The 13,857-nt window shown below is 43.2% G+C and carries 13 protein-coding genes; all 13 read right to left on the bottom strand.

What is annotated here, in order from left to right:
* Positions 1-20: 20 nt before the first annotated feature.
* Positions 21-890 (bottom strand): tRNA threonylcarbamoyladenosine dehydratase, encoded by an 870-nt coding sequence (locus AC5JP1_RS00065; RefSeq protein WP_493842646.1) that lies wholly within the window; start codon positions 888-890, stop codon positions 21-23.
* A 140-nt stretch (positions 891-1,030) separates the two neighbouring features.
* Entirely contained in the window at positions 1,031-1,972 is a 942-nt protein-coding gene (locus AC5JP1_RS00060; RefSeq protein WP_493844401.1) for a TatD family hydrolase, read from the bottom strand.
* A gap of 183 nt (positions 1,973-2,155) precedes the next feature.
* Positions 2,156-2,326, bottom strand: coding sequence for a hypothetical protein (locus AC5JP1_RS00055; RefSeq protein ID WP_443525850.1), 171 nt, complete (start codon positions 2,324-2,326; stop codon positions 2,156-2,158).
* Positions 2,327-2,540: 214 nt separating this feature from the next.
* Positions 2,541-4,784, bottom strand: coding sequence for a type II secretion system secretin GspD (gene gspD / locus AC5JP1_RS00050; protein ID WP_493842645.1), 2,244 nt, complete (start codon positions 4,782-4,784; stop codon positions 2,541-2,543).
* A 78-nt stretch (positions 4,785-4,862) separates the two neighbouring features.
* The gene (locus AC5JP1_RS00045) at positions 4,863-5,759 is read right to left on the bottom strand and encodes a type II secretion system protein N (protein WP_493842644.1); all 897 of its coding nucleotides are present in this window, start codon (positions 5,757-5,759) and stop codon (positions 4,863-4,865) included.
* A complete protein-coding gene (gene gspN, locus AC5JP1_RS00040) occupies positions 5,760-6,605 on the bottom strand; it encodes a type II secretion system protein N (RefSeq protein ID WP_493842643.1) in 846 nt (281 codons plus the stop codon). It lies immediately after the preceding gene.
* A gap of 229 nt (positions 6,606-6,834) precedes the next feature.
* A complete protein-coding gene (locus AC5JP1_RS00035) occupies positions 6,835-7,158 on the bottom strand; it encodes an H-NS histone family protein (RefSeq protein ID WP_201607544.1) in 324 nt (107 codons plus the stop codon).
* 345 nt (positions 7,159-7,503) lie between these two features.
* Positions 7,504-7,941 (bottom strand): BLUF domain-containing protein, encoded by a 438-nt coding sequence (locus AC5JP1_RS00030; RefSeq protein ID WP_201607542.1) that lies wholly within the window; start codon positions 7,939-7,941, stop codon positions 7,504-7,506.
* Between the two features lie 57 nt (positions 7,942-7,998).
* A complete protein-coding gene (locus AC5JP1_RS00025) occupies positions 7,999-8,517 on the bottom strand; it encodes a BLUF domain-containing protein (RefSeq protein WP_493842642.1) in 519 nt (172 codons plus the stop codon).
* Between the two features lie 140 nt (positions 8,518-8,657).
* Complete coding sequence (locus tag AC5JP1_RS00020) at positions 8,658-9,305, bottom strand: hypothetical protein (RefSeq protein ID WP_493842641.1); 648 nt, start codon at positions 9,303-9,305, stop codon at positions 8,658-8,660.
* A 618-nt stretch (positions 9,306-9,923) separates the two neighbouring features.
* Positions 9,924-10,532, bottom strand: a complete 609-nt coding sequence (gene ssb / locus AC5JP1_RS00015; RefSeq protein ID WP_493842640.1) for a single-stranded DNA-binding protein — start codon at positions 10,530-10,532, stop codon at positions 9,924-9,926.
* Positions 10,533-10,921: 389 nt separating this feature from the next.
* On the bottom strand, positions 10,922-11,479 hold the full coding sequence (locus AC5JP1_RS00010) for a DUF3833 domain-containing protein (protein WP_493842639.1): 558 nt from the start codon (positions 11,477-11,479) through the stop codon (positions 10,922-10,924).
* 149 nt (positions 11,480-11,628) lie between these two features.
* Positions 11,629-12,993, bottom strand: a complete 1,365-nt coding sequence (locus AC5JP1_RS00005; RefSeq protein WP_493842638.1) for an MFS transporter — start codon at positions 12,991-12,993, stop codon at positions 11,629-11,631.
* Positions 12,994-13,857 lie beyond the last annotated feature (864 nt).

The following is a 13,857-nucleotide window of genomic DNA, read 5'->3' as shown; positions in this document are numbered from 1 at the left end:
GTAGACTCCATTAAATAATATCAGACGCTCGGTTGAGGGCTCGTCTGTTTTATCAATAATTGTAATGCTTCATTGACCATAATCATTGCTACTACCGATGTGACAACCACTGCTGACCCATAGCCTCCACACTGTAAACCGCCTGCTTGGCAACTCTTGTCTACATGTGGCGGCTCTATAGAATAAACGCACTTGATACCGAACTTGTCTTTTAGTGCGCTATTGATGCCTTTTTCATGACGTAATTTATTGCGCAGTTTGGCCAGTAGTGGATCTTGATAGCTGTCGCGCAAATCGCTTACTCTAACTTGACTTGGATCTATTTTGCCACCTGCACCGCCCGCACAGACGAGCTTTAGTTTATTAAAACGGCAATGCAGTGCGATTGCTAGCTTGGCATTCATGTCATCTACACAGTCTAACACTACTATGGGCTTACCTTGCTTGGCAGCAGCTTTTGCATCATCAAGACTTGGTAGTAGGGCAGCGACGTTATCTACTGTCAAAAAATCATCAATAAGATTCAACGTCACTTTGGGGTTAATCTCTTTGATACGTGCTGCCATTGCCGCAATCTTACTTTGACCAAAGCTACTGTCTAAAGCAGGTAGCTGCCGATTGACATTAGAGGCGACCAATACATCCAAATCAATCAAAGTGATGGTACCTACTGCTGTTCGAGCCAGTGCCTCAGCGGCCCAAGAGCCCACACCCCCTACGCCAATAACGTAGACATGAGCTGCCGCAAAAGTATCTACCGCTGACGTACCATAGAGCGTGCGCGTCCCTTGAAAACGGCGATCATACTGCTCACTTTCTTGATCAGCGTCGCGTTGTACTAGAGCGTTTTCTTTTAATTTTGGCGGCTCAAATTGTTGTGTTTCATTCATAACGGTTCGAATTACTCTTTTTAATGATAACTATTGCTTTATGTGCTAACCACGACATTTATGACTTGCGTTTTACCCCTCGCCTTTTCCATTTTCCTATCGTCTCTCATGGTCATGCTAGACCAATCATACAAGATTAGTCATGCCGGATAGGTCCATGTTATTTTTAGGGCGTCACAGCTATTTTGCCACAACTGCTTAGCAAGTTTATCACGTGATACGCCCAATAGCTCACTCAGACTTATTAGCACCCAAGGCAAATTAGCAGGGACGTTTCTATCATGCTTATGGGCATTTTCTCTTTCATTATAGGGGCTCTGTCCAGACTCTGAATGCTCATCATGCGATGTTTGACACATCATAGGCGTCATATCTGGGCAGTCAGTCTCTATCACCAAACATGCTATACCATACTCTTCAACAACGGCTGTAATCGCACGGCGGAGTTTTTTGGCATTTGGATTGGTAATCTGACCGGTAACACCCAGCTTAAATCCCAATTTTACAAAAGCCTTGGCCTCTTGTTCACCGCCGCTAAAGCTGTGGGCAATACCGCCCAATTCATGTGCATCATAATCATGCGCTTTTAATATAGCGAGTGCTTCGGCATGCGCCTTACGAATATGCAGCATCACTGGCAATTCATGGGTCACTGCAATATCTAATTGCGCCTTAAAAAAGCGCTTTTGCCTAGCAAATACACTAGGCGCTTTCATCGCATCAGTAAATGTATCTAGGCCAATCTCACCAATAGCTAAAGGGCGGCGCTCTGTCATCATCTGTGCCAATGCTATCAGGTGCTCGTCAGTATGCTGTTCGATATAAAAAGGATGCAAACCCAGCGCAATATGAGTATGTATATAAGGTTCGTCCTGATATTGAATATCGCTGGCAGAAGACTGTGATGCTTTTTTGTTCAGTACCTGCTCAGTGTCGTACATCCGCTCAAAATACTGATATAAGTAACCTACCAACACTAAATGGCGTACACCTTGACTATAAGCACGCTGTACCTGCCAAGCTCGATCATCATCAAATACTGGCGTATCAAAATGAGTATGTGTATCAATGAGGGGATACATCCTGACTGATGTTTTTTTATCGAGAGTCGATGACTCGGTAGCCGCCATTGATATGCTCCAAAATAACTGTTTTAGCAAAATACCTTATCAATCATCATATTATACCAATGACTATATTAACAGCTGATGCGCTAACTATAAAACCCAATATAAAAAGCCTGCACTGCCTATTTAATACGTGATCTAATTAGCGTTCGTATCATCATGAGAGCTACTTTGATCACTGGCTTTGTTGCAGTCTTTATTGGATACCTCTGTGTCAGCGTTGCGGCTGCTGCGCCGAGGAATGAGCGTCAAAGCGGTAGCAATAGCGCTCAGGACTAGCCATTTCTTAAACATTTTATGATTTGCCATTTTGGCTCCATTTACTACCTGAATATAAATCATATCAACAGATATCGGATACGCGATATTATTCTACTAATGTTTAGTATAGTAGTGGCTATATTGTGAACACGCAAGCCAATGTACGACATAACTATACAATTATATCGTGCATTGGCTCATAGTAATTAAGGGACATTGGCGATCTACAGTAGCAAATAACTAGTAGCGAACTACGTTAGCTTTAACGACTTAGCGGATAGGTCGTTATACCACTATTAGGACTGTCTACCTTGGTAAAACCTTGAGAAGTTGAATTTGGGGTCTGATCACGCTTAGGAATGAGCGGGTTGAGTGGCATTAACTCGTAGTCTGCACTGACATCGCCATCCCAACCTTGTGTACCACTCAGTGGCAGTTGTTTAATCGTGCCGTTTTTGTCAATGACCAGCTGCAGTACACGCATCTGATTGAACTTGCGCTCAGTCACACTCGCTACCGCACCACCATCACGCAAGATAGTTGGCTGCAAAAATATGATCAAATTGCTCTTTTGGGTACTGTCATTATCAGAGCGGAATAATCTTCCAATTAGCGGAACATTACCAAGACCTGGAACTTTTTGTTGGCGAGTGGTGCTGTTGTCACGCATCAAACCGCCTAAAGCGATGGTTTGCTGATCATCTGCTAAAATCGTCGTATTAATAAGGCTTTTATTAGTGATTAAGCCACTAGCATTGCCAGTACTGCCTGGTACGACAGACGAGACTTCTTGAGACACCTCCAAACGTACTGTGCCGTTATCGCCAATGTGGGGAATGACATTAAGGTTGATACCAATGTCTTGACGGTCGATGGTCTGGAAAGGGTTGTTTGAATCATTGCCGCTAGTGGTGAATGAGCCTGTGACAAAAGGAACATTCTGTCCAACCAGAATACTGGCTTTTTCATTGTCTAATGTCAAAATAGACGGCATAGATAGTAGATTGGCACTGGTAGAAGAATCAAGTGCCTGCAAAATAGCACCATAAAACTCAGTATTCCCTTGACTGTCTGTTCGACTGTCACCGATACCGACCAATGCACCAACGATAGAGCTGGCAGCCGCACTTATACCCGTACTGCTCCCTGCCAGTGCAGCGGCAGCCAGCGTCGTTGCACTAGCGCCGACATTATTAAAATTTACAACGCCGTAACCGCTGTTGGCATTGCCAAGCGCCCACTGAACACCGAGCTGAGTCGCATCATCTCCTGAGACTTCTACAATAGCAGCCTGAATCAATACCTGCGCGCGGCGACTGTCTAATTGATTGACGGCATCTTCAATCTCAAACATGAGCTCAGGCGCAGCGTTTACGATAACGGCATTTTGCGTCTCATCAGCAATGATACTAAACGGTCGGCTCCCGACGCCTGTACTCGCTACGCCTGCATTGCTGGTGGGTACCACTGAGGGGCTGCTATTATTAATACTTTCATTTGCAGCACTATTGATGGATGCGCCTATGCTGCTTGCATCATTCAAAGAGGCTGATTCTAATGTGGATGTTGCACCAGCGCTATTGATTGACTGATTGGCCAGCAACCCTCTTAGCATATCGGCAATGTGAGTGGCACTAGCATACTTTAGGCGAAAGACACGGAGGCCACTTAGGCGTCTTGTAGGCGTAGTATCGAGCTGATTGACCATCTCCTGAACTTTGGCAATCATCTCAGGACTGCCTTTGACCAGCAGTCTATCGCTTGAGGTATCAGCGATGACCTTTAGCTGATTGTTACTACCTTGCGCTTGACCGCTACCAGCATTTGCGACCAACGCACTAATGAGCTCCATCATACGTTCGGCATCGACGTGACGTAATGGAATCACTTGTAAACTATCATTGACGTTGCTGTCCAAATCACGAATAAGCGCTGTCAGCTGATTGAGGCTATCTGCTCGATCCGATAGCACAAGCGCATTTACGCCAGGTACCGCAGCAGCGTGGGCTGACTGCGGCATCAGTGGCCGTATGACCCCTAAAACCTCCGCAGCTTGGGTATTTGTCAAATAAATCACTCGGGTTGCCAATGACTCCCCAACACTGTTGCCACGCAAATCAACAGCAACGCCAGATTGCTTGGCAACATTATCCGGCACTAGCTTGGTCGTCGTACCCGACTCAATCGCCGCGATACCATTGACCTGCATCACACTCAAAAACAGCTGATAAATTTCATCACGGGATAAGGCTTTGTTGGAGATGACGGTGACATTGCCATTGATACGAGGATCAAGGACAAAGTTTTGATCAGTGATGGTTGCCACTTCATTGATAAAAGCTTTGATATCGGCATCTTGTAAGTTGACCTTCCAACTCTCAGCACTCGCAAGGCCCATACTGGCTGCCCACAATGGTACCGCTAGGCAGATAGGACGGCTTAGACGCATCAAGCGCTGCAGAACACGATGTAAAGGTGTGGCTGAAAATTGATGAAAACTTACCATATTTATAATTACCTACAATGATATTGCATAATATGTACTGAGTTTTTAACGAGCAACCTGTGCTAAAGAGCCGCCGTGCTAGAACTGCTGGCGAATCGTAATGACTTGCTCACCACGTTGAACCTCGATCTGTGCTTCACCTGCTTGCTGTACTTGCTGTAACACGCCCGCATCTTGAGCCGGATTGTTACCCACGCTTTGTCCATTTACCGTCAGTACTTTGTCACCCGGCTCAAGCCCTAATCGGTTACGTAGTTTTGACGGCATCGCGGCTGTCACTTGATAGCTCTCACCTGACGCCATCACCCCCATTCTACTCAAATAACTGGCAGGGTTCTCTTGCAACGCCGTGACCGCCTCCTCAATAGCTGACTGCGGACTACTTTCACTCGTCTCTACTGCGGGCTCAGAAGGTGTCTCTTGCAATGCCTGAGGAGCAGTTGGTAATAGACTGTTACTAGGCAAGCGCTGATTACTAACGCCGCCTGCCAGCATTTTGCTTTGATCTAGTATCATGGCATCTGGCATGCTAATGATGGTCTCTTTATCATTAGCATCAGCGATAATAACTGAATTCCAATCAACAGCGACAAGAATATAGTCACTATCTTTTAGTCCATCACCGATTCGGTAGTTTTTCACCTCACCATTAATATTAAGTAATGCCGAAGACATACTCTCAGGTATCGCTAGCAACACCCCTTTGAGCTCAACGTTGGGTGGTGGCTGGACTGCCTCCGCAATGGGATCGGGATCAGCAAATATCGCAAACAAACCACTGTAATCATTGGTAGACTTTGCATTACTTTGCAAAGGGGCTAGCGGTAATGCAGGTGCTAAGGGCGCTGCCAACAATAACCACAAAAGACGGGCAGCTGTCCAACATAACCAAGCAATGGCGAGTAGCAATAACCATCCTGAAAAACGATTGAGAGTATTTATAACGGGTTTTAGGCTTGCGGTCATATTGGCCATTTAGTTTGCCCCTAGACCAGTTAGCAACGGTTGACGCACACTAACGACTGGCGTATCTTGCGGTGCCTGTCCTTTGTACTCAGGCATGTTTTCTAGTAGGCGCTGGGTCAGACTGACATCCAGCATATTATCACCGTCTATATACAGATCACCCAGACGCTTATCTTGATTATTCAACAAGTTGATATGCAGAAGGTTTCTATTGTTTTTCTGCTCTGCGCTCAGCTCTGCCCGTAATGCAGGCATAGTCAGATAAAAAACTTTGCCACCACTGGGATAGCCCACCTCACCGCCTACCCATGTCAGCTGCCCCTCTGCAGCACTGAATCCAGTAGTACTCTGAGTAGATGCATTGTTAGAAGTTTCTGATGTTACCTTGTTGTCGGCGTCATCAGATAAGCGCGTCAATGAGACGCCATTGACCTGAATAGGCGTATTGGGTAATTGCCAGTCAACGACACTTTTTAGAGTCTCAGGCGCGATTTTCCCACTCATATCGTCGACTTGCCATGAGTTAAAACCAAGCTTCACCTGTCCATTCAGTCTTGTTTGCTCTGTTTTTATGTTGATATCTGCGCCAAGCTTACCTGTGAGCAGTTGCCATGGCTGCCACGACCAGTCGGCCATGCCTATGAGCGGTGTCGATGATATGGGAAGTTGCCAGATAGCAGAGCCCTGCCAGACATTGCCTGACACATGCTGTACATAGGGGGTATTGGGCGCATATTTCTCAAGTAGCCACGCCGCTGGCATCTGCAACACGGCAAATAGTGCAAACAATACGAACCCGATCAGCCACCAAAGCTTACGAGGACGTTTATGAGACAACTCAGATACTTGGGTCACAGTTGCACAACTCTTATATAAGACCAAAACGTCATTATCATAACAAACAATGGCCTATAGATGACAGAAAAAAAGCCAGTATCTTTTTGCCAAAATAATGGCAACATAGATACTGGCTTCTCTGTTTTGCGATGTGACGTCACTTACGACTAAATACTTGTAAATAAACCACTATCTACAAGACTGCTAAGCTCGTCTGCGTACTGTATGGCGACCTAGGTCTACACCATTAGATCGCAAAGTCTTCAAGATCACGACCTGCTGCGAGTGCTTCGACCAACCACGTTGGTTTACGTCCGCGACCAGTCCAAGTCTCTTCGTTGTTATCCCCATTGCGGTACTTAATACTGCGTTTTTTCTCTAACGTCTCACCAGCTTTTAGGATCTCTTCGATAGTCGCATTGCTCTCTTTTGCGATTTTTTCGAACTGCATATACGCGTCATACAAACGCTGGTGTTGTTTTTTGGCGATAAGCTGTTGTGCATTTTCAGTAATAGCACGTAGCTCGTCTACGTTTAAGTTGTCTAAATCGATTGCGTTGTTTTTGCTCATAATAAATCCAATTGTATAAAAGTTATTCACCTCAATAGAGCTATCATTCCTATTGAGAACCTGAATGAATATTCATTCATCATTAACACTGTTTTTAACTAAGTCGATATTACATCTTCAAAAATTTGCTTGATCATTCATTTATCAAAAACCATCGTTGCTGTTTTGATATTTCGTCATACTAACAATTGAGCGTTATTGGCAATGCAGCATTATTGGCCACAACAAATATTCATTATATTAGATATAATTAAAGTCAATCGACTGTTATCCTAATTATTATCTCAAAATATTTTTTGATTAACTTCAGGGTATTTGACTGCTATCGAGACCCAGATATTTTATCTAACCTTTTTGAGCACTCAGCTCATTCATCAAGCCATTGGCAGAGTCGGCATTCAACAAATATGGATTGAACCCATTCGTAGTAGAGTATTTTAGATACACAGCAGCGTTCTCTTCGGTTGGAGATGCGTAATTCATAGACCACTTTGACCATTCTCTGTGCTTTAATTCTCGCGTTTCAATAACCTGTAAATCATAATGACGCTCATCAGCAATCAGGCTATATAGCAAACGATTAATTTGCGCTCTTGGACCTTCTACGGTCTGCAAAAAATAATCTTTATTAAATGTCAGCATGCCAGTAATGCCGTTGGCGGCGTTATTGATCTGTGCTTGCTGCAATATCTCGTTGAAGTCAGTAGCCGATACATCTGGGTTTGCGCGACTGGCATAGGTCATGCTCATTAAGATGTGAGCATCTGTATTTACTGATGTCATATTTTTTCTCTTATAAAAAAGTTATGGAAGCAGGTAGACTCTATAGGCATCAACCAATTAGCCAAAAGCATACCAAGGTTTTTTCTTTTGAGAAGCATGCTGTCCTTCTTGCTCTTGAAGCTCCGATAACGTATCAATCAACATCATAATTTGGTTGGTACTCATCAGGTAAGGGTTGAACTCATTACCTGTCGAAAACTTCAGAGCAATCCCTTTGTTCTCATCGCTTGGAATCAAGTATTTCATTGACCATTTGTTCCAGTGACGCTGATCAACTTCGCGGCACTCAACGATCTGTAAAGAGTGGTGGCGATCGTCTTGGACAAGTTTTCTAAGCAGTGCATTGATCACTGGTCTTGCCCCTTCAATACTCTGCAAAAAGTAGTTGTGGTTAAATACTAGGGCACCAGTAATACCATTGCGCTCATTGTTTTGCTGCGCTTGCTCAAGAATACGAGTCACCTCACCGTTGAGATTATTATTGTTATAACGGCTAATATAAGTCAAACGTACAATGAGATGCTCTCCATGTTGCATTTTTTGACGATTTGACTCTGAAAGATCGACTGATTCCATAGGTTTTTCCAATTAGTTTGTTAAGCTTGTAAATATTTAATAGCTTGTAGATATTTAATAGTGTGTACATATTTGATAGCCCAATAAGCAAAGACAGCTTATTTACTTTTGATAATGAGCCAGTTGTTTTATCCACTCTACTACTGAGTTCTTTTGATAAACTCATTCATACCACGTGATAAATTTGCGTTGCTGCTCTTTTGTATCTCTTGTGCCAATCGCAGCAATTGTGAGCTGTCATTGCACTGCTCCAAACTTAACAGATAACCCCAAGCCTCAGCAGGCGGGGCGTTTTTTTCAATATAAGTCGCCAAGTCCGATTTTATCGTTCCATAATTGCTATCAGATACTTTTGACTTAAAAATACCGCCTAACGATTTTTTACCAGCGTCTATAACGCTGCTAGGTGATTTACTATTAAAAGTACGATCGAACTCTGTCTCGGTACTGGTATCAAACGAGTTTTGTGTTGATTGAGATCGCAAGGTCTCTGGCACTTGCGTGCTGCTAGATGCTTGAGGTTCTGTCTTGATACGGGCACGCGTATTCGTGGTATTCGCCACTTCGATACACTCGAGCTCTAAAAGCAGCTCGAATAGAGGTGCAACACCACCAAAGTCAGCAAACATTTTGCTATTATCGAGTGTATCTAGGTAGTTTTGGTAGGTTCGCTTACCGTCGATCATAATTAACAACGTTCTTGCTTCTCTTGGTAATACACCAAGACTTTGAGACTTTATCTCTTCTCTACCCACATCACTTTTGCGAAACACATCACCGTCATTCATTCTTTATACTCTGTACTGGCAGTCAGATAAGCACCCTGCCTGTAAGATGCCAACCCAAATAATTTTATGTTTTAAACCGTCACATGATCGAACTTTAATTGATTCGTATTTATTGCTAGATAACTTTTTAGTAGCAGCATCAATACTTAAAGTCGTGTGCAGTTTTATTTGAGCTGAGTATATCAATGTCATCAATAAACTGTTAGTCTCAATTAAACTGGATAGAACAAACGGTTTATATGAGGTATGAAAGGTAGTTTTTATAAATTTCAATATAAAAAATGATAATGAAAACAGTCATAAAAAGTAGTTTATGGCATTAATTTTATTTGCAGGTGGCTATTGTCCATTTACTTGTGGCAAAAAAATGAATAAAGATAATGAATAATTTAAAAATATAAAGCAGGCAAAAACAAACAGAAGTCTTATCTTTATGTATTTCTAAAGATAGATGCTTCTATATGTCTTAGCAACCAACTTGTAATATGACCAAAGCTGATATTAGAATTTTAGCAGTGACTGAATTTTTAAGTATTTATGATCACACATTAAAAAACCCCGCCAGTGACGAGGTTCTTTATCTATTCAATTAACTTTACACTTCCTTTCTTATATAAATTAGAACGGAATATCATCATCTACAGGACCATCTGGCATCGCTGTAGGCTTAGACTGTGCTGGCTTTTGTGCTGATTGATTGAACTGATTTTGCGGCGCAGGCGCGTTTTGATTATTAAAACTGTTCTGCCCACCATTCGCTTGGTTATTGTACCCGCCTTGCTGAGCTGGCTGACCATAGTTGTTTTGGCCATTTTGATTGTCATAACCCTGATTTGAGCCACCTTGGTTGTTACTGAAACCACCACTATTGCCTTGTCCCTGACCACCGCCAGTCTGACCATCAAGCATCTGCATTTGCTCAGCGCGAATCTCAGTAATGTAACGATCTTGGCCGCTTTGGTCTTGATATTTACGCGTACGCAGACTGCCTTCGATATAGACCTTGCTGCCTTTACGCAGATACTGCGCGGCGATCTCACCCAGACGATTGAATAGCGAGATACGATGCCACTCTGTCGCTTCTCTTTTTTCGCCGCTTTGTTTGTCTGTCCACTGCTCTGATGTCGCAACTGAAATATTGGTCACGCTGCCACCATTATTGAACTGGCGTGCCTCAGGATCTGCTCCAAGGTTACCAATGATGATAACTTTATTAACTCCGCGCATGATACTGTCCTTTTATTGATGAATAATTTAATACGTTGTTTTAATCGTTATCTAATAGCAGCATTTGATGCTATCAACTCTTAGTAATATCAATTATATGAGTTTACTTTAACCAATTTTTATTGAAATATCTACAGTCTACTTAGGGTAGACGTCAATCTATGTCGCCTAAATAATTTCTCAAAACTATCGTAGTTCTACTACTATTAGGGGCATTTTGCCATTTTCAAGATGCGCTGAATACTGGGTACTTTTAAGCATATTTTATTGTGCTTAATAATTTATCGCATTATCCAAATTCAGCGCTATCCATTTATAGTGTTATCCAATCGCAGTCCTATAAACCATTACTTGACAATAGTTACTTAAGAATAGTTACCTGACAGTAATTACTTATCAGTAGCGTTTTGACGGTGCATACTCAGCGTCACACTGCCCAGCTCCACGCCAAACTTTGTCATCACTGAACGATTGAGCATGACATCTTCATTGATAAGATACATCCAATCATCAAAATTGACATTATAAGTCTTATCTTCAACAGGTAGCTCTAATACGTAGTTCCAGTGCAAGGTATTGCCTACCACCTCACCTGTTGCCGCGCCTACGACGTCTCCAGCGGTACCAACCCAGCGACCGTCTGATTGTTCAGTCAGACGCCATATGCGTTGAGACTTTGTGCCATCTGCCCATGAGAACTTTTCATTTAAGACGATGACATCATCGCCTTCATGAGTTGCATCGATGTCGACATAAAAACGTTTTTTGACCTCACCATTGCGACTTTGGAACATTCCCCAACCCTCAATTTGACCTGAGAAAAACTCATGCATATCGAGCGTCGGCGTCGTGTTCTGATAGGCTTGAATATTCTGTGTCGCACAGCCAGAAGCCAATAGCGTGGCTGACAGTCCAAAACCCATCGCTAGCTTTTTAAACTTACTCATATCAATTCCTTGTAAATAGAGATAAAGGGTTAATGTCTACTTACTCATAATGGCCATCTATAGGAGTATTGTCTACTCAGCGCTGCACATTTATCTTCGTTTCTACAATAGTCCCGCTTCTACGAATTTATGAGTCTATAAATAACGTACTAGAGGTCGAGTGGACTCTGTGCCAAACCTGACAGCTGCTGACGCGAGTCGTCCGTCAATTGCGTCTTATCTAATTTTAAATAAGCCACCTGCTCTTTTGCCATCACGACCAGCTCATCAACGCCATCTACCGCGAGCATTTGACGTGACCACTCTTGGATATTGATGTTTTTGGGTATCGTCACTGTCGTACTTGATAAATAAGGCGGCTGCGCAATCGGAAGAATGATCAATAGCGCGGCGCCCATAATGATAGCCAAGATACCCCATGCCAATAAGTTCGGCTGATTTAGCAGTAAACCACCCATCGCACCGCCAACGAACGCACCAAAGAACTGACTCGAAGAGTTAAGCCCCATTGCCGTTGCTTTATTGGCAACTGGTGCACGCTTAGAGATCCATGAAGGAATGGTGGCCTCAAGTAAGTTAAAGCCCATAAAGTACAGTAGCAAACCCAAGATGATGCCGACACCAACCTGACTGCCCAGTGCAAGCAGCGCCAATGCTGCGGTCATTAGCGCTATCGCTGCCAAGAACACCTGACGCATCTTACGTTTCTTTTCGGCGATAATAATAAAAGGTATCGCGATTGCAAAACCAATGAACAACAGCGGCAAATACACCAGTCCTTGCTGACGTACTGATAGCCCCATCACTTCGCTCAGCTGGTGTGGCAGTATGACAAATATAGCCGTCATCGTTAAATGCAAAGCAAATATAGCCATGTGTAAGCGGTTAAGATCGCCAATCTTGAGGACAGTTGCCAGTTGCTGACCGATGGTTTTGTTGTCTAGATTGTGTTTGAGCACACGCATCGGTGTTGGCACAGCAAGCAGCAATAACATCGCCAATACGGCAAACCCTGATGTCAGCCAAAACAGCCCAGATATACCGAGCGAACCGACTAACAATGGACCAAAGGCAAAGGCAAGCATGATAGAGGTCGCAATAGTCAGACCCATGGTAGCCATTGCTTTGGTGCGCATCTCCTCACGCGTCACATCGGCTAAGAGCGCCATCAATACCGCAGAGACCGCGCCACTACCCGCCAGCGCCCGTCCAATGATTACCTCATATATGTCGGTTGCATTTGCCGCAATTATCCCGCCAATCGCAAACAATACCAATCCCAAAAATATAATGGGTTTGCGCGGGAACTTATCAGCAGCAAGGCTCATTGGTATCTGAAAAATAGCTTGCCCCAAACCATATATACCGACTGCCAGCCCAATCAAAAACGGCGTCGCATGTGTATAATTGCTCCCATAAACAGAGAACACTGGCACAATCATAAACAAGCCAATCATTCGCAAGGCAAAGATACCACCGACCCCGAGGATTGCCCGTTTCTCTACGCTATTCATAATTGCCTCACTGGTTGATCACTGCTGGTTTTTCGCTGCTGGCATTTCTACTACACCATGATTTATCACTACTGGTTTATCAAGGCATCAGCCTACAAATCAAGCCCCCTAGTATAAGACATTCGCCGTTTGGTTGCCGAGACTTTTGGGTTTTTGTGCTGACGCTACCATTCAAGCGAACATACTCTAGTGACCGCTCACGCTCAAGCCGTTCATATTACAAGATTATTTTGTTACCAACTGCATCATATACCTTATTACACCTTGAATAATGCTGTCGCCATGACAATAAAGTAAGGCGTCGCAAACGTTATTAGCACTCGACTCAGACGATAATTTGAATGACAAACCCCTTCAAAAAATGACACTTTTGGTCAAAACCATAACAAACGATGCCTGTTACTTAACAGGGATTTGATTTAGATTTGCTTAGACGCACAAGGCAGATATACAGAATCAATTGCCTCGCGAAATAAATAGTAAGTAACCATATAAAGCACTGGTAGTCAGCAGCGAAACTATTAATAGTAAAATTATAAGTGGTAGCACAATTACAAACTGAAAACTTATTCGCATTTTCAACCAACCACTGCATATCTTTAATATGCCACTATCAAATAAACATTGTATTGATCTGTATTTAGCTTTTTATTTGACATATTTTCACTCCCCTTTTAGCAAATAGGAAACCCATAAACGATGGCACATGACCATATCGCAATACGCGGCGCACGTACTCATAATTTAAAAAATATTGATTTAGACATTCCGCGAGATAAGTTCGTGGTAATCACAGGCTTGTCTGGCTCTGGTAAGTCTTCATTGGCTTTCGATACCCTCTATGCCGAAGGACAACGTCGCTAT

It is taken from the genome of Psychrobacter sp. H29, assembly GCF_059073055.1.
Note: the sequence above shows the minus strand (reverse complement) of the source record. Positions and strands in the feature narration are given on the sequence as shown.